The sequence below is a fragment of the Pedobacter glucosidilyticus genome (assembly GCF_002483235.1).
In the GTDB taxonomy this organism is placed as follows: domain Bacteria; phylum Bacteroidota; class Bacteroidia; order Sphingobacteriales; family Sphingobacteriaceae; genus Pseudopedobacter; species Pseudopedobacter glucosidilyticum_B.
This window is the reverse complement of the sequence record NZ_DLHN01000029.1, coordinates 43,874-60,704: the sequence shown is the minus strand read 5'-3', so window position 1 is coordinate 60,704 and position 16,831 is coordinate 43,874. Positions and strand designations below refer to the sequence as shown.

16 protein-coding genes and 2 tRNA genes are annotated in these 16,831 nt (G+C 35.3%); 11 read left to right on the top strand and 7 right to left on the bottom strand.

The window, feature by feature from the left end; all coding sequences use genetic code 11:
* Nucleotides 1-179: 179 nt before the first annotated feature.
* Nucleotides 180-251, bottom strand: a tRNA-Glu gene (locus B2745_RS13290).
* Nucleotides 252-303: 52 nt separating this feature from the next.
* Nucleotides 304-376: transfer RNA gene (locus B2745_RS13285), tRNA-Met, on the bottom strand.
* A gap of 142 nt (nucleotides 377-518) precedes the next feature.
* On the opposite strand from B2745_RS13285, the gene era reads away from it, so the two are divergent.
* From era to upp, 4 genes are all read left to right on the top strand, one after another.
* Nucleotides 519-1,397: a GTPase Era gene (era, locus tag B2745_RS13280; protein ID WP_304067523.1), complete on the top strand. Its 879-nt coding sequence runs from the start codon at nucleotides 519-521 to the stop codon at nucleotides 1,395-1,397.
* Nucleotides 1,398-1,524: 127 nt separating this feature from the next.
* A complete protein-coding gene (locus tag B2745_RS13275; protein WP_304067521.1) occupies nucleotides 1,525-2,235 on the top strand; it encodes an SDR family oxidoreductase in 711 nt (236 codons plus the stop codon).
* Between the two features lie 112 nt (nucleotides 2,236-2,347).
* A complete protein-coding gene (locus B2745_RS13270) occupies nucleotides 2,348-3,619 on the top strand; it encodes a polysaccharide deacetylase family protein (protein WP_304067518.1) in 1,272 nt (423 codons plus the stop codon).
* A gap of 34 nt (nucleotides 3,620-3,653) precedes the next feature.
* Nucleotides 3,654-4,295, top strand: a complete 642-nt coding sequence (gene upp, locus B2745_RS13265) for a uracil phosphoribosyltransferase (RefSeq protein ID WP_304067515.1) — start codon at nucleotides 3,654-3,656, stop codon at nucleotides 4,293-4,295.
* 76 nt (nucleotides 4,296-4,371) lie between these two features.
* On the opposite strand, the gene B2745_RS13260 is transcribed toward upp, so the two are convergent.
* The 5 genes from B2745_RS13260 to B2745_RS13240 form a co-directional block, all read right to left on the bottom strand.
* A complete protein-coding gene (locus tag B2745_RS13260) occupies nucleotides 4,372-5,319 on the bottom strand; it encodes a hypothetical protein (RefSeq protein WP_304067513.1) in 948 nt (315 codons plus the stop codon).
* A gap of 87 nt (nucleotides 5,320-5,406) precedes the next feature.
* On the bottom strand, nucleotides 5,407-6,591 hold the full coding sequence (locus tag B2745_RS13255) for a M20 metallopeptidase family protein (RefSeq protein WP_304067511.1): 1,185 nt from the start codon (nucleotides 6,589-6,591) through the stop codon (nucleotides 5,407-5,409).
* Nucleotides 6,592-6,593: 2 nt separating this feature from the next.
* Entirely contained in the window at nucleotides 6,594-6,998 is a 405-nt protein-coding gene (locus B2745_RS13250; RefSeq protein WP_304067508.1) for an SPOR domain-containing protein, read from the bottom strand.
* A gap of 2 nt (nucleotides 6,999-7,000) precedes the next feature.
* Nucleotides 7,001-10,318 carry a preprotein translocase subunit SecA gene (secA, locus tag B2745_RS13245; RefSeq protein ID WP_304067504.1) on the bottom strand — a complete coding sequence of 1,106 codons (3,318 nt, stop codon included), beginning with the start codon at nucleotides 10,316-10,318 and terminating at the stop codon, nucleotides 7,001-7,003.
* A gap of 156 nt (nucleotides 10,319-10,474) precedes the next feature.
* Complete coding sequence (locus B2745_RS13240) at nucleotides 10,475-11,440, bottom strand: bile acid:sodium symporter family protein (protein ID WP_304067501.1); 966 nt, start codon at nucleotides 11,438-11,440, stop codon at nucleotides 10,475-10,477.
* A gap of 130 nt (nucleotides 11,441-11,570) precedes the next feature.
* Here B2745_RS13240 and B2745_RS13235 point away from each other — a divergent pair, with 130 nt between their 5' ends.
* The 7 genes from B2745_RS13235 (at nucleotide 11,571) to B2745_RS13205 (ending at nucleotide 16,827) form a co-directional block, all read left to right on the top strand.
* Nucleotides 11,571-11,960, top strand: coding sequence for a hypothetical protein (locus tag B2745_RS13235; RefSeq protein ID WP_304067499.1), 390 nt, complete (start codon nucleotides 11,571-11,573; stop codon nucleotides 11,958-11,960).
* A gap of 157 nt (nucleotides 11,961-12,117) precedes the next feature.
* Nucleotides 12,118-12,384, top strand: a complete 267-nt coding sequence (locus tag B2745_RS13230) for an MbnP family protein (RefSeq protein ID WP_304067497.1) — start codon at nucleotides 12,118-12,120, stop codon at nucleotides 12,382-12,384.
* Between the two features lie 62 nt (nucleotides 12,385-12,446).
* On the top strand, nucleotides 12,447-12,899 hold the full coding sequence (locus B2745_RS13225; protein WP_304067493.1) for an MbnP family protein: 453 nt from the start codon (nucleotides 12,447-12,449) through the stop codon (nucleotides 12,897-12,899).
* Between the two features lie 2 nt (nucleotides 12,900-12,901).
* Nucleotides 12,902-13,996 (top strand): cytochrome-c peroxidase, encoded by a 1,095-nt coding sequence (locus B2745_RS13220; RefSeq protein ID WP_304067490.1) that lies wholly within the window; start codon nucleotides 12,902-12,904, stop codon nucleotides 13,994-13,996.
* A 3-nt stretch (nucleotides 13,997-13,999) separates the two neighbouring features.
* Nucleotides 14,000-14,845: an MbnP family protein gene (locus B2745_RS13215; protein WP_304067487.1), complete on the top strand. Its 846-nt coding sequence runs from the start codon at nucleotides 14,000-14,002 to the stop codon at nucleotides 14,843-14,845.
* Nucleotides 14,846-14,850: 5 nt separating this feature from the next.
* On the top strand, nucleotides 14,851-15,894 hold the full coding sequence (locus tag B2745_RS13210; RefSeq protein WP_304067485.1) for a cytochrome-c peroxidase: 1,044 nt from the start codon (nucleotides 14,851-14,853) through the stop codon (nucleotides 15,892-15,894).
* Between the two features lie 57 nt (nucleotides 15,895-15,951).
* Entirely contained in the window at nucleotides 15,952-16,827 is an 876-nt protein-coding gene (locus B2745_RS13205) for a transporter (protein ID WP_349681786.1), read from the top strand.
* Nucleotides 16,828-16,831 lie beyond the last annotated feature (4 nt).

Genomic DNA, 16,831 nt, shown 5'->3' with positions numbered 1-16,831 from the left:
CAGCGGAGCGGCATAATCATAGCGAAATAATCATAGATATTATTCAATCTATTCGAAAAAGACACCTTTATTGTTCTTATAGGGCTTTTACGTTGTGGTTTTAATCATAATCAACGTAAACAAAAAAACCTGCAAATGTTTGATTTGCAGGTTTTAGCATTTTTTGATATTATTTTATGTAGCCCGTAGGGGAATCGAACCCCTGTTTCCAGAATGAAAATCTGGCGTCCTAACCCCTAGACGAACGGGCCATTTTGAAAGCTTGCCTAAATTATTATTTAATAATTCTTTAGCTTTCTGAGGTAGCGGGGACCAGACTCGAACTGATGACCTTCGGGTTATGAGCCCGACGAGCTACCAACTGCTCCACCCCGCACTATATTTTGGTTTTAAAACTTCATTTTTATAACACAATCGCTGTGTTTTTGTTCGGTTTAGAATTTAAATCCTGTTCCGAATTGGACTGCAAAGATATAATTCGTTTCTTTGTACTCCAAATAAAATTTAAAAAAAATTAAATGTCGCATAAAGCAGGCTTTGTAAGCATCATCGGGAAACCAAATGCGGGTAAATCTACCTTAATGAACGCACTTGTTGGAGAGAAAATGGCTATCATAACGCCCAAAGCTCAAACCACAAGGCATCGTATTATTGGTATTGTTAATGAAGAAGACTATCAGATTGTTTTTTCTGATACTCCAGGTATTATCAAACCAAATTATAAACTGCAAGAAACCATGATGCATGCAGTGGATGATACTTTAGAAGATTCTGATATTCTAGTATTTGTTACTGATATTAATGAGAAGCATGACGAGCAAGACGTTTTAGAAAAGATTAAAAAGTCTAAAGCTCACCTCATGATTTTAATCAACAAAATAGATGAATCTAACCAAGATCAAGTTGAGGAAAAAATTTCTTATTGGAAAGAAAAACTAAACCCTGATGCTATTATAGGTATTTCTGCCCTACACCAATACAATGTAGATAAGGTGATGCAGTACATTGTAGAAAAACTACCTGTACACCCACCTTATTATGAGAAAGACGAACTTACTACCCGCTCAGAGCGATTTTTCGTATCCGAAATGATTCGCGAAAAAATATTTAAACTTTACAAAAAAGAGATTCCTTACAGTACAGAAGTTATCGTAACCTCCTTTAAAGAGTCTAAAGACATCATCCGTATCAGCGCAGAAATTGTGGTAGAAAGAGATTCCCAAAAAAATATCATTATTGGGCCTGCAGGTTCTATGTTAAAAAGGGTAGGTACTTATGCCAGACAAGACATGGAAGAATTCTTACAAAAGAAAGTGTTTTTAGAAATGTTTGTTAAAGTAATACCAGATTGGCGTAACCGCGAGAATTACCTTAAAAGTTTTGGTTACTCAGAGTAGTTTTTTGATAACTAGCTAAAATATCATATATCAGTAAAATATCTCCCATTCAAAAGATATGATGCAATTTGGTATGCTTATTATGCGAAAAGCTATAGAAACTAACGCTTTCATTAAAATATAAATCATGCAAAAATTACAAGATAAAGTTGCCTTGATAACAGGTGGGAGTAAAGGTATAGGTTTTGGTATTGCAGAAGCCCTACTTAAACAAGGCATAAAAGTAGCCATTACCAGTAGAAGTTTAGCTAGTGCCGAGGCTGCAGCTCAAAAACTAGGGAAAGATGTTTTACCTTTAGAAGCAGATGTTAAGGATTTTTCATCCCAACAAAAAGTTATTCATCAAATTATTGCCAAATGGGGTAAACTAGATTTTCTGATTGCCAATGCAGGTATTGGACATTTTGCCAGTATTGAAGATTTATCTATATCCGATTGGAATGATACTATAGATACCAATTTAACAGGCGTATTTTACAGCATTAAAGCTGCTTTGCCAGAGTTAAAGAAAAGTACAGGATATATTTTTACCATCGCTAGTTTAGCGGGGACAAACTTTTTTGCTGGTGGTGCAGCCTATAATGCCAGCAAGTTTGGTTTAGTAGGTTTTACGCAAGCCATCATGCTAGATCTAAGGCAATACGGTATTAAAGTAAGTACCATTATGCCGGGCTCTGTTTCTACTCATTTTAACGAGCATCAGCCCGATACTGAAAAAGATGCCTGGAAAATACAACCCTCAGATATGGGGCAAATGGTGGTAGATTTATTAAACATGCATCCCAGAGTATTACCTAGTAAAGTAGAAGTAAGACCAACCAAAACAGCTAATACTTAGTACAGGTGAGCTAATACAGTTTTAAAGAAGGAGTATTGAGATTAAATAGCCATATTTTATATGGTGCTTATGTTGATGAACGGAAATCTCAATATTATCTCTATTTTTAACTATGCAACTACTCGTTTATACACCTAATTTAAATAGCAGGAAACAATATGTTTTTGATTTCTTGTTTAGCGAGGTGTTGGGTATTAACTACCAAGTTCTGGATGATGCGTTTGCTTTTTCTAATTATCAAGGACCTAAAATAAGTTATGCTCCTGAGGTTTTGGCTGATGAAATCCATTTTAAGTCTTGTGGTCTTTTGGATGAGTTGGGGATAAAATATCAAAACTTAGAAAGCATAAATTACGATAATTATCAGGTGTTTTTCCCTGTACAATCATCGGCTATGCCCTTTGATGTTTTTGCTGCTTCTTTTTATTTATTAAGCAGATACGAGGAGTATACCAATAAAGGGAGAGACCAGCACAGGCGTTTTCCAGCGAAGTATAGCATCGCAAAAACAAATTCATTTTTGCATAAACCCGTGGTAGATATATGGGCTTATGATATCCTGAATGTATTACTTCAACGTTTTCCTGATTTACCTTTCCGAAAACGTCGATTCAAATTTATACCTACTTTAGATATAGATAGACCTTATTATTTTAAAACAGAAAAATTTGTTAAAAGGGTTTTAAAGCAATTTAAATCCTTTTTAAAAGGGAGATCTACAGATCCTTTTGATGTTTATCAGCAAGTTGCCCAATGGGATAAAAACGATCAACAACAAACCCAGTATTTTATTTTAATGGGTAATAAACACGAGTTTGATGTAGCACCAAAAAGAAATCATCCAAAGTTTAGAGCACTGCTACAAAAGTTAAGTCAGCATCATCCTATAGGTATTCATCCTTCTTATGCCAGTCATCTTCATGAAGATGAAGTTGTGAATGAGAAGCAAGCTTTAGAGGAAATTATACAACATCCCATTGAAAGAAGCAGGCAACATTATTTAAAATTTAATTTACCCGAAACCTTTGAAAATCTTTTAGACGTAGGTATAAAGGAAGATTACTCTATGGCTTATGCCGATGATGTAGGTTTTAGAGCTGGCACTTGTACCCCCTTTTATTGGTATAATTTAAGAGCAGATTATAGCACTGGTTTAAAGGTTTTTCCAACCATAGTGATGGACCAAACTTTAAGGGCTTACTTGAAATTAAAACCTCAGGAAGCAAGTGATATTTTAAATCTATTATTAAATGAAGTAAAAAAAGTAAATGGCACATTTATAAGTCTTTGGCATAACGAGTCTTTAAGTAATTTTGGAGTTTGGGAAGGCTGGAAAACTGTTTATCAGCAATTATTGGAAGAAGCCAACCGCATAAATAAATGATAAATCAAAGGTGTAAAAATTGTAAATTTATAGCATGTTCATACTCAGCCAGCAGAATACCATAGCTAACCATTTTTTAGCAGAACTTAGAAATGCAGAAGTGCAAACAGATAGTATGCGTTTCAGGAGAAATATGGAGCGTTTAGGGGAGATTTTTGCTTACGAAATCAGTAAAACTTTTACTTACGAGGAGTTTGAAGTACAAACACCTTTAGGCTTGGCAAATATCAATTTAAATAAAACCGACCCTGTTTTGGCAACTATTTTAAGAGCCGGTTTACCTTTACACCAAGGTTTACTAAACTATTTTGACAAAGCCGATTCAGCTTTTATTGCTGCTTACAGGAAAACTCAAAAAAATGGTAATTTCACTATTAAAATGGAGTATTTTTCTACACCAGACTTAGATGGAAGAACTTTAATTATTGCTGACCCTATGTTGGCTACCGGTCAAAGTATGGTGCTTTGTTGTAAAGAATTGATGGCAAATTATAAGATTAAAGATTTACATATCGTATCAGCTATTGCCAGTCAGGTTGGGGTAGAACATGTTAAGGCTCACTTACCCAAAGCTAAACTTTGGTTAGGAGATATTGATGAAGAAATGACGAGTAAAGCTTATATCGTACCTGGTTTAGGCGATGCCGGAGATTTAGCTTTTGGAGAAAAAGTTTAGTTATTTTTTCTTAGTTGCCTAGTTAACATAGAAAGCTATAACACTTTAAGCACTTGTAAAAGGGGTATGGCGCAAACTACTCTGCTTTATAATCCTTATGTAAAACCAAAAAACTTGCTCTTTCCTGCTTTTTAAAAGGTATATCCCAGTTGCCTTGATAGCTGATTTTGGTAGGCAATAATTCTTCGTTAAAATAACCTAGCTCGATATTCATTTGTACATCAAACTCAAAAGCTAAATTGTCTAGCTTCATATCAATATATCTGCCCAAAATCTGGAAGTTACGTTTATCAAAAATGGTGGTTAACTCTTTAATCATGATACCATCTTTGGTCCAGTTAGATAAATCTGGTTTCATGGTTACTTTAAAACGGTAAACGGGGATAGAATCTAAATACATTCCAGATGAGAAACGATAATCGTAGTATTGGCGCATATTGGCAGTAAATATTTCCGTTTTACCAGATATCAAAGGTACGCCTCTTACGGGTCTGCCTGGGGTAAAAATAAGCGTCTTTAATTTGTCTTTATAAGACTCATTACTTCCGCCTTTACCACCCGGGCCACCAGCACTGTTAGGTACAAAATCAGAATTGTAAGCATTCATGAAAATATAATCAAACATTTCTACCGTGTAAAGCTCGTACTTACCATTTTTCTTAAATAATTTACCAGTATCTTTTTTCTCAAGATACTGCATGTTATGCCCCTTTTGGTCGTTGGTATGTTTAATTTTCCTATAAATACTGCCTTCTACTTTATCTTGTTTATCATAGGTATATACCCTGTTTTCTGCGATAAAAGCATACTTTTTCATATTTCTAAAAGCCTCGTAAAAACTGGTATCTGTAACGATAGCTTGTATAAAATCATCCTCGCTTAAACCCGCCTTAGCCTTTTTTATCACCACATCTTGCTCTACTACTACAGTTAATACCGTATCCGGATTAAAACGAGGAATTGCCTGTGCAAATACCGCATTCGCTAAGAACAAGGAAATGATAAGGAGATTAAATCTTTTCATGATTTTATCAATTAATAAAAATGTATGATAAGTATAAAAGAGAGTTTTTATAAAATAAAATGCCAGAAATTTAATCTGGCATTTTCACTAATTTCCTAATTGTTTTAGGGTTAAGTAAGCCATTAAGCCTGTGCTTAATTCAAGCGCTTTTTCATCAATATCAAAGGTTGGGGTATGTACAGATGATGTGATGTTACGCTCTTTATTACCGGTTCCTAACCTGTAAAAGCAAGCATCGGTAACCTGAGAGAAATAAGCAAAATCTTCTGCAGCCATCCAGATATCTAAATCTATCACATTCTCTTTACCCATATAATCAATAGCAAAACTCTTCACATTGGCTGTTAAAGCTTCTTCGTTAATTAAAAATGGATAACCTCTTTCTATTCTAAAATCACAACTTCCGCCCATGCCTTCGGCAATAGATTCGGCCATTTTTTTCATTTTCTGATGAGCTTCGGCTCTCCAATCTTCATTTAAAGTCCTAAAAGTACCCTCTAAATAAACCTCATTGGGGATTACATTGGTTGCACCATTGGCAATTACTTTTCCGAAGGATAAAACTGACGGCAAACGAGGATCAGCATTTCTACTTACAATTTGTTGTAAAGCTGTAATCATGTGTGCCATAATCACCACAGGGTCTATGTTTTGCTGAGGTTGCGCCCCATGCCCACCTTTACCTTTAACAGTTACATATAATTCATCTGTAGAGGCCATGTATTTACCCGGGCGAATACCAATTTTGCCAGCTTCTATCAAAGGCATTACATGCTGACCCAATACAGCCGATGGCTTAGGGTTTTCTAAAACACCTTCTTTAATCATGAGGTTTGCTCCTCCTGGTAATCTTTCCTCAGCGGGTTGAAATATCAATTTTATAGTACCGCCAAACTCGCTCTTTAAATCGTTCAGGATTTTTGCTGTTCCTAATAAAGAGGAAGTGTGTACATCATGCCCACAAGCATGCATCACCCCTGGTTTGGTAGATTTATAAGGCACATCATTAGCTTCTTCAATAGGAAGCGCATCCATATCTGCCCTTAGAGCGATAACTTTATCTGATGGCTTTTCGCCTTTAATGATACCTACAACACCTGTATTCGCCATTTTTTCAAATGGTATTTTCATGGCTTTTAACTGCTCTTGTACAAAAGCAGAAGTTTCATACTCTTCAAAAGAAAGTTCTGGATTTGCATGCAAATGTCTTCTGTTAGCTATCACACCCTCGTGAATTTCCTTTGCGGCTAACTTAATTTTCTCAATCAGCATTTTTAATTAGATGGATTAATACGTTCGTTAAAAATAAAAAGGGTAGGAAAAACAGTTCTTAGCTCTGTCAGCATTTTTTGTGCCTCCATTCTGGTTCTAAAATCTCCAATTTTTACCCGGTAATTTGGTTGAGTGTATGAAATATAGGTATTGTATTCTGGATATAAACTTTTAAAACGAGCTTGCTCTTGATAAGCATCGTTACGGTTTGGGCCAAAGAAAATTTGTACACGGTAACCATAAACAACAAGAGGAGTACCATCTTTGGTAACTCCTTTGTTTAATGCTATTCTTCTGGCTATCAAACTATCAATCAAAGGGTCTTTAACTTCTTTAACTGTACTTTTCTGCGCAAATGCCAAAGTTCCTGTAAAGCAAAATCCTAAAATTAATATGTATCTAATCATTTTCATGATGCTGATAAACCATGACAGTTTTTATATTTTTTTCCGCTTCCGCATGGGCAAGGATCATTTCTACCAATCTTGTCTTCATGTCGAACAATAGGCTGTGTCTTTTGTAACTCACGAGTATCATCTACCATTGGTACACCATTACTTTCTCTTGCTAACTCTGGCTTAGAAACTTTCATCTGCCTCATATCTGTTTGGGGCTGTTGTCTTGCTTCTTGAACTGGTGCTGCATGACCATCGTTAGTTGGAATAATACCTTTAAATAAGAAACTTACCACTTCTTTATTTACACCTGCTAGCATTCCTTTAAACAAATTGAAGGCTTCCATTTTGTAAACCACCAAGGGGTCTTTTTGCTCATAAACAGCGTTTTGTACAGACTGTTTTAAGTCGTCCATCTCACGCAAATGTTCTTTCCAAGTATCATCAATTAAAGCTAAAACAACATTTTTCTCAAATGCCTTTACTACTTCTTTTCCTTGTGTTTCTACAGATTTTCTTAGAGGAGCTGCAACCTGTATACCATGTGTGCCATCAGTAAAAGGCACAATAATATTTTCGATAGATTGCCCTCTGGTATCTAAAACCTCTTTTAACACCGGGTATGCTTGCTGCGCAATAGCATCTGATTTACGTTTGTAAGCTTCTGTTGCTTCTTCAAATATTTTATCAGAAAGCTTGTTGATATTAGAGCTAGTAAACTGTTCATGCGTGATAGCAGTATCAATAGCAAAGATTCTAATCAGCTCTAGCTTAAAGCCTTCGTAATTGTTGGCTTCTTTATACTCGGTAACGATATCATCAATCACATCAACAACCATATTTTCGATATCGAGGTCTAGACGCTCTCCGAATAAAGCGTTTTTACGTTTCGTATAGATTACGGTACGTTGCGAGTTCATCACATCATCGTACTCTAATAACCTTTTACGTATACCAAAGTTGTTTTCTTCTACTTTTTTCTGAGCTCTTTCTATAGAACTGGTAATCATAGAATGTTGGATAACTTCGCCATCCTCTATACCCATTTTTACCATCAGATTGGCTATACGTTCTGAGCCAAACAAACGCATTAAATTATCTTCTAAAGACACAAAGAACTGAGATGAACCTGGATCTCCCTGACGGCCAGAACGACCTCTCAACTGTCTATCCACCCTTCTAGACTCATGTCTTTCTGTACCTACAATGGCTAAACCGCCGGCTTCTTTAACGCCTGGTCCTAATTTAATATCGGTACCACGACCAGCCATGTTTGTTGCAATGGTTACTGTACCGGCTTTACCTGCCTCGGCAACAATATCAGCTTCTTTCTGGTGTAGTTTGGCATTTAACACATTATGCTTAATACCTCTTAACTTTAGCATACGGCTTAATAATTCTGATATTTCTACGGAAGTAGTACCCACCAGAACCGGGCGACCAGCTTTTGTTAATTCTACTATTTCTTCTGCAACGGCATTGTATTTCTCACGCATGGTACGATATACTTTATCTTGCATATCAGTACGAGAAGTTGGTCTGTGTGTTGGAATCTCCACCACATCCAATTTATAAATTTGCCATAACTCGCCTGCTTCTGTAACGGCAGTACCTGTCATACCGGCAAGTTTATGGTACATTCTAAAGTAATTTTGAAGCGTAATGGTGGCATAAGTCTGTGTTGCATCCTCAATTTTCACATTCTCTTTTGCTTCTATAGCTTGGTGTAAACCGTCTGAGTAACGACGGCCATCCATAATACGACCTGTTTGCTCATCAACAATTTTAACTTTTCCTTCATCAATGATATACTCGGTATCTTTTTCAAATAGCGTATAAGCTTTTAATAATTGATTTACAGAGTGTATACGTTCTGATTTGATAGAATAATCTCTAATTAGCTCGTCTTTTTTACTTGCTTTTTCTTCGTTACTGATGGTAGATTTTTCAATATCAGCTATTTCTGTACCTACATCTGGTAAGACAAAGAAATGAGGGTCTTCGCCCGATGCCGTAATTAACTCGATACCTTTTTCTGTAAGCTCTACTTGGTTATTTTTTTCATCAATGATAAAATAAAGTTCAGCATCTGCTTTATGCATCTCTTTATTTTGATCTTGCATGTAATAATTCTCTGCTTTGGTTAATACCTGACGCATACCAGGCTCGCTCAAGAATTTGATTAATGCTTTATTTTTAGGTAAACCTCTGTAAGCTCTTAATAATGCTAAACCGCCTTCTTCTACACCTGTTTTACCTTCGTTGATTTGCTTTTTTGCTTCGTTTAAAACGTTGGTGATGAAGTTTCTTTGGGTGTTTACCAAACGCTCTATACGTGGTTTTAACTCGTAAAACTCATGTTGGTCTCCACGTGGGATAGGACCAGAAATGATTAAAGGTGTACGAGCATCATCAATTAAAACCGAGTCTACCTCATCCACAATAGCAAAATGTAATTTACCTTGTACCAACTCTTCTGGGGTACGTGTCATATTGTCACGCAGGTAATCAAAACCAAACTCATTATTGGTGCCGTAAACTACATCGGCTTGGTAAGCTTTTCTTCTATCTGCCGAGTTTGGATAATGCTTATCGATACAATCAACAGATAAACCGTGGAACTCGAAAATTGGACCATTCCACTCAGAGTCACGACGGGCTAAATAATCATTTACCGTTACTACATGGATACCCATGCCTGATAAAGCATTTAGGTAAATAGGTAATGTACCAACTAAAGTTTTACCCTCACCCGTTGCCATTTCGGCAATTTTACCTTGATGCAATACGATACCACCTATCAGCTGTACGTCGTAATGAATCATGTTCCATTTTACTTCTGTACCTGCTGCAATCCAGCTATTATGGTGAATAGCTTTATCTCCCTGGATAATCACATTGGCCTTCTTTGCAGCCAGCTCTCTATCAAAAACACTAGCTGTAACTTCTAAAGTTTCGTTCTCAGAAAAACGTCTTGCTGTTTCTTTTACAACTGCAAAAGCTTCTGGTAAAATATCCATCAAAGCGGTTTCAAGCTTTTTGTTACGCTCTTTCTCTAAACGGTCAATTTCATCATAGTAAGCCGTTTTTTCGTGTAAAGGTAGTTCTGGATTTTGCTCAACGTTGTTTTTTATTTCTATAATCTTCTCATTAATTTCTGAGAGACTTTCCTGAATTCTTTGTTTAAACTCTTGGGTTTTTGCTCTTAATTCATCATGAGAAATATGGGCAAGTTTCTGAAATTCTTCGTTTATTTTGTCTACGATAGGTCTCAGACTTTTAACATCGCGTTCTGATTTACTACCGAATAGCTTATTTATAAAATTTAACATGCTGTTTTTTTGTTTGAAAACTCAATAAAATCAACAATTGAGCCATTGGCTAATTTAAGCCAATTTGACATTTGATGAACGGTAAAATTAAGATTTTATTTAAGAGTTTGGAATATAAAAGTACTGTGTAAAACGTAAAATTATCACTTATAAATATCAGGTTAACCTCTTAGCTAATTTACCAGCTACATAACTGATAACAACGAGCTGAAAAGCATGAAAAATCATTAATGGAAGTAACAAAATACCAATAGTAGGTATCCCGCTAAATAATATTTTAGAAAAAACAGTGCCATGTACCAATGACTTTTTGGTTCCACAGAATTGTGCTGTTATACTATCCTCTGTATTAAATTTTAAGTATTTTGCTAAATATCCTACCCAATAATACATGCAGTAAAATAACAAAATGGTTAAACCGGATAGTTGTATTAAATCTCTGAGAGAAATTTCAGCAAACAATCCATCAGCAAAAGATTGCGCAAAACTTTTGTAAATGATGATGAGGATAACTGTTTTATCAAAAAGGGTTAACTGTTTGCTGTACTGAATAGCATATTTACCCCAATAGCGCTGTAAAAGTATACCCGCTAATACTGGTAAAATAATTTCTATAATCAGTTGCAGATATACCGAGCCTAAATTAAAGTCTCCAGATGTTTGCTGTAAAAACATACCCATCCATAAAGGTGTAATGGCTATGCCAATAATTCCAGAAATACTGGCGTTAAATATGGCTGCTGGTAAATTACCTTTAGCCATGGCTACCATTACTACTGATGAGGAAACGGTAGAGGGTAAAGCAGCCAGAAAAAGCATGGATAGCCACAGCAATTCTTGTTTAGTAGCTATGGCTAATGGATAAAATGGTAAAACTAATAAGGGAAATAGCAAAAAAGTAGATAGCTGTATCAGTAAATGAAGTTTCCAGTTTTTTAAGCCTGCTATTAACTTATCGGCACTTAATTTTAAGCCATAAAAAAAGAAAATTAAGGATACGCCGATAGATGAAATAGTTGCTAGCGGTATTTTACTTTCTTTAACACCCCATTGTGGCAAAAAATAAGCGATGGCGATGACTATGAATACTGCTATAACAAATTTATCTGGTTTGATTTTCATTAAAACGAAGATAGTGTTCTTTAGTATATTAAAAAGTAAGGTTAAGCTTTCTAAAAATTAGAATTCATCTTGAACATAAAAAACTTAACTAAATATAGGAATAAACAAATAATTCTTATTTTTGCAGCAAATGATTAATCGTATTGTAGCATTCGTTCTACTTCTTACTTTGATAAGTACCAACTTATCAAGATTTTTCATTTATGCTCAATTTAAAATTAATCAAGATCAAATAGCTACCACACTTTGCGAAAATAAAGGCAAGCCCCAATTACAGTGTAGGGGCAACTGTGTGTTAATGAAAAAATTAAAAGCCGCTGAAGAAAAAGAACATAAACAAGAACAAGAAGCCTTAAAAAAAGCTACATCTGATGTTTTTCTTGTTCATGAACCTTTAACTTTTAGCTGCATTGCTACAAATCCTATCAAGGTCACTGTAGCTTCATCACAGTTTAAATTACCAACATTTAATCAGGATATCTCGCATCCGCCAACTATCACTACTCCTACTTTTATTTAAACATCTTTTTACTAAGAATATTTTATTTATAAAATATTCTATATACGGATGTTATTATCCTTTCAATCCCTTAATCCAGCTTTCATAAAGTCTGGCAAAGGTCATCGTATAAAAAAAATTAAGAAAATCAGGCTATAAAGCCTTTATAAACATTAAAATGAAAAAATTATTCTCAATTATAGGTTTATCAATCATATTATTTACTTCTTGTTCAGAGGAAGAAGCATTAACTGTAGAAACAGAGGGTAAAGCAGCTATTACTTTTGATGCTGTTTTTGGTAATCAGGATTTTGCTTTAAATAGAGATTTTACTTCTGGTACTTCTATTTATAACTTTAATAAGTTCAGGTACTGGGTAAGTAATGTTATCTTGATTAATGCAGCAGGAGAAGAATATGAGGTACCTAATTCTTACTATTTTTAGAAGAAACTAGTGCTGTTGCAGTTCAGGAAGGAGACTTTACTTACCCTGCTAACAAACGCGAGGTGATACAATTATCTGGAGTACCTGTTGGTGATTATAAAAGCATTAAATTCTCTGTTGGTGTAGAAAGCAGATATAATGATAATTTAAGCTTACAAATCGGTGAACTTTCTCAATTAAACGGAATGACGAACATCTCTTGGATGTGGATGACAAGTTATATTTTTACTTCTGTTGGAGGTACGGTAAAATCTGGAGCTAGTGCACCTAAAAACATGCTTGTAGAAACTGGCCTAAATACTAATTATAAAACTGTTACAATCAATCTTCCTACTAACATCAGAATTTCATCAGTAAAAGATAGTGAGATTGTTTTAAAAGCTGATGTAGAAAAAGCGCTTGATGGTGTAGACGTTTTCGCTAATCCTATTGTAGGTGCTAGTAAGGCTACCATTATGGCTCAAGTTGCAACAAATTATGCTACTAAAGTATTTACCGTGGCTTCTGCTAGATAATGATGATTAAAATTAAATACGTTAATCTAAAACGTATAACTATCCTTTTATGGCTATCATTGCTAATAGTTTCTTGTAAAAAAGAACCTTTAGTTGAGGAAGAATTACCATTGCCAAGCTTTGTTAAACTTGCAGTGCCTTCAAATCTTCCAACAGCTCCTGAAGATCCAGATAATCCATTATCTAAGGAAGGGATAGAATTGGGTAGAAGGCTTTTTTATGATACTCGCTTATCAGCTAGTAATCGTATTTCCTGTGCATCTTGTCACCATCAAGAACTAGCATTTACAGATGGTGTAGCATTGAATGATAAAGGAGAGTCTAGAAAAGTACTCCACAGACATTCACCCGCTTTATTTAATCTAGCTTGGGCAAATAAAGGGTTATTCTGGGACGGAGGATCTACCAATCTTGAATCACAAGCATTTGCACCCATAACAAGTCCTGATGAAATGCATCAGGACTTGTTAATCATGGAATCAGAACTAAAGCAGATTCCAGACTATGTACAAAGATTTAAACTTGTATTTCAGGATGAAATAAAATCAAAGTATGTAGCTAAAGCTTTAGCACAGTTCCAGAGGTCACTCATTTCAGCAAATTCCAAATATGATAAATACATCAGAAAGGAAGATAATATCCAGCTATCAACCCTTGAATTACAAGGGTTGAGCTTGGTAGAAAAAAAATGTAAAGGTTGCCACAGTGGGGAACTTTTTACTGACTATGCATATCATAATAATGGGTTAGATTCCATGTTTAGTGATGAACATGAAGGCATTTATCAGGGCAGATATCGGGTAACTTTTAATCCTCTAGATCTAGGGAAATTTAAAACCCCTTCTCTTAGAAATGTTGCTCTCACAGCACCATATATGCATGATGGCAGATTTAATACTTTAAACGAGGTTTTAAATCACTATATGAATCATGTTAAAGTAAGCGTGAGTACAGACCAACTGATGTATCAGAATAATGGAGAAGCGGGCATCCCTATGTCTATACAAGAGAAAGAAGCAATAATAGCTTTTTTAAACACCCTTAGTGATTTTGATTTTATTAATAACAAAAGCATAAGTAATCCACATAACAAATAGGATATGAAAAATTTAAAATGGATAATGATTATAGGCACTATCTTCATGATAACAGCCTGTTCTAAAGAAGATGATGTGGCACCAGATTTTGAAGAGAAGAATCTTGCTCCCTTATCTATTGAATTTGATAATATTGTTGGAGATCGCACTTTTTCTATTAACAATACTGGTAGTCTGTACACCAATAGTAATGGAGAAAAATTCTCTATTTCTATGTTACAGTACTTCATTAGTAACATCAAGGTTTCTACTGCTGATGGCATCACTTACACTGTAAATCAAGACAGTAGTTATTTCCTTATCAACGGAGCAGACAGAGCAAGTCGTTTCACACGTGTACGCGTACCTGAAGGTGATTATACAAAACTTACTTTTACTCTCGGAGTAGACAGTCTGCGAAGTACCATGCCTGTAGATAAGCGTACCGGAGTATTAGACCCTGCACTTGGCGGTGGCGGTCATGATGGAGGTGGAATGTATTGGGGCTGGAATTCAGGTTATATATTTTTTAAGTTTGAAGGTAATTCATCAGTGATATCAAATGATACTAGCGGAGATCCTACCGGTAAAAAACAATTTAAATATCATATTGGGGGCTTTGGAGGGTACTCGGCACCAACCATCAATAATATTAAAACCATAACCGTTGATTTAACAAATGCTGGAATAGCTCGTGTTAGAAAAGACAGGCAAAGTAATATACACCTATTTGTAGATATTATGAAGGTTTTTGATGGAACAAACCGTATAAGTATTGCAAGAAACCCTAATGTAATGTTTAGCGAGTTTAGCGTAAATATCGCAGCCAATCTTACTGAAATGTTTAAACATGACCATACAGAAAATTAAACGTTATGAAAAGAAAGCACTGGACTGTTATCATCTTTTTTGGATTGTTTATAGTAGCTTGTCAGAAGGATGACGCAATTACTACAGAAATTGAAAAGTGGCTAGGCTTCGTTAAGCCAGCACACTTTCCCGAACCAGAGTATAATTTACAAAACAACCCTGTAACTAAAGAAGGTTTTGAGCTGGGTAGAGCCTTATTTTATGAACCACGCTTATCCAGAAACAATACAATAACTTGTGGTTCCTGCCATATTCAATCTTCTGCCTTTACGCAACATGGACATGATGTAAGCCATGGGATTGATGATAGATTGGGAACACGCAATTCACCCCCAATCATGAATCTGGCATGGAATAAAGCTTTTATGTGGGGTGGTGGTGTTTATGATTTGGATTTACAACCTATAATTCCAATAACAGCACATGAAGAAATGGATGATAACGTAGCTAATGTGATGAATAAAATTCGTTCTTTACCTAAGTATCAGGCCATGTTTAAGGCAGCCTTTGGATCAGAGGAAGTAACAACCGCAAGATTCATGAAAGCATTGTCTCAGTTCATGATTATGTGTATCAGTAGTAACGCAAAGTATGATAAAATCATTCGTAAAGAGCCAGGTTTTTCATTTACAGAAGAAGAAGAACAAGGTTATCAGCTATTTTTACAGAAATGTGCAAGCTGCCATACAGAGCCTTTATTTACCGATAATAATTTCAGAAATAATGGATTAGGTATATCCCCGATAAATGATCAGGGTTTATATAACGCTACTTTACAGGAAACAGATAAATATAAGTTTAAGGTTCCTTCTTTAAGAAATTTAAGATATACCGCACCCTATATGCATGATGGTAGATTTCTAAATTTAAACGCTGTATTAAGACATTACCATGAAGAAGTTGTTGAAACTCCTAATCTTGATCCACTCTTAAAAGGCATCAAATTAGGTATTGAACTTCCAGAGTCTGATAGAAGCAAAATTATTGCGTTTCTGAATACTTTAAATGATGAGCATTTTATCAACAATCCGCTTTTAGCAGAACAATAAAAAAAGAAAATGAAAAAGATAATACTAGTGTGTTGGTTAGTTATAGGCTGTATAAGCGTGAGTAAAGCATGCGACATTTGCGGTTGTGGTGTGGGAAGTTACTATCTGGGTATTTTACCAGAGTTTAATAAAAGATTTGCTGGTTTAAGATATCAATACAAAACACTTGCTACTCATCTTGGGCCAAGTGGCGAACGTACGCCATTAACAACAGATGAAACCTATCAAAGTGCAGAACTGTGGGGAGGGTGGAACATAGGTAGTAAATTTAGAGTATTGGCTTTTATACCTTATAATTTTAATCAGCGCAGTGGTCAAACCGGCTCTGGAAATATTGATGGTTTAGGAGATATAGCCTTGATGGGTTACTATAACCTATATAATGGAAGAAATACTGTAGGAGAAAAGTTGCTCGTACAATCATTTTGGTTAGGTGCAGGTATTAAAGCGCCAACTGGTAAATATGAACCTACGGAGAGATTAATGATGCAAGAATCACCAAATAATTTTCAGCTAGGTACAGCAAGTACAGATTTTACACTTAATGCCATGTATGATGTCAGATTACAAAATACAGGAATCAATGTTAATCTCAATTACAAAATCAATACAGAGAATAAATTTGAGTACCGTTACGGTAATAAGTTTACTTCTAATGTTCTAGCTTACCATAAATTCAGAATTGCAAAGGTATTGACAGTAGCACCTAATGTTGGTTTACTCTATGAAACGGCTGCAAAGGATATAGAAAATAATAAATTTGAAGTAGCAGTATCCGGAGGATACTCCCTATCATCAGTTGCAGGTTTAGAGCTCAGCTTAAAAAGATTATCATTAGGAGCCAATTATCAGCGTATACAATCACAAAATTTAGCTGAAAGAAGAGCAGACGCAGGAGATAGATTTATGATTCACAGTTCTATAGCTTTCTAAAAAC

Excerpts from the sequence above, each read along its gene's own strand:
- secA (WP_304067504.1), bottom strand. The coding sequence starts at position 10,318 with ATGTTAAATTTTATAAATAAGCTATTCGGTAGTAAATCAGAACGCGAT.
- B2745_RS13235 (WP_304067499.1), top strand. The coding sequence starts at position 11,571 with ATGATTAATCGTATTGTAGCATTCGTTCTACTTCTTACTTTGATAAGT.
- B2745_RS13275 (WP_304067521.1), top strand. The coding sequence starts at position 1,525 with ATGCAAAAATTACAAGATAAAGTTGCCTTGATAACAGGTGGGAGTAAA.
- B2745_RS13220 (WP_304067490.1), top strand. The coding sequence starts at position 12,902 with ATGATTAAAATTAAATACGTTAATCTAAAACGTATAACTATCCTTTTA.
- era (WP_304067523.1), top strand. The coding sequence starts at position 519 with ATGTCGCATAAAGCAGGCTTTGTAAGCATCATCGGGAAACCAAATGCG.
- B2745_RS13230 (WP_304067497.1), top strand. The coding sequence starts at position 12,118 with ATGAAAAAATTATTCTCAATTATAGGTTTATCAATCATATTATTTACT.
- B2745_RS13255 (WP_304067511.1), bottom strand. The coding sequence starts at position 6,591 with ATGCTGATTGAGAAAATTAAGTTAGCCGCAAAGGAAATTCACGAGGGT.
- B2745_RS13260 (WP_304067513.1), bottom strand. The coding sequence starts at position 5,319 with ATGAAAAGATTTAATCTCCTTATCATTTCCTTGTTCTTAGCGAATGCG.
- B2745_RS13250 (WP_304067508.1), bottom strand. The coding sequence starts at position 6,998 with ATGATTAGATACATATTAATTTTAGGATTTTGCTTTACAGGAACTTTG.
- upp (WP_304067515.1), top strand. The coding sequence starts at position 3,654 with ATGTTCATACTCAGCCAGCAGAATACCATAGCTAACCATTTTTTAGCA.
- B2745_RS13215 (WP_304067487.1), top strand. The coding sequence starts at position 14,000 with ATGAAAAATTTAAAATGGATAATGATTATAGGCACTATCTTCATGATA.
- B2745_RS13210 (WP_304067485.1), top strand. The coding sequence starts at position 14,851 with ATGAAAAGAAAGCACTGGACTGTTATCATCTTTTTTGGATTGTTTATA.
- B2745_RS13270 (WP_304067518.1), top strand. The coding sequence starts at position 2,348 with ATGCAACTACTCGTTTATACACCTAATTTAAATAGCAGGAAACAATAT.
- B2745_RS13240 (WP_304067501.1), bottom strand. The coding sequence starts at position 11,440 with ATGAAAATCAAACCAGATAAATTTGTTATAGCAGTATTCATAGTCATC.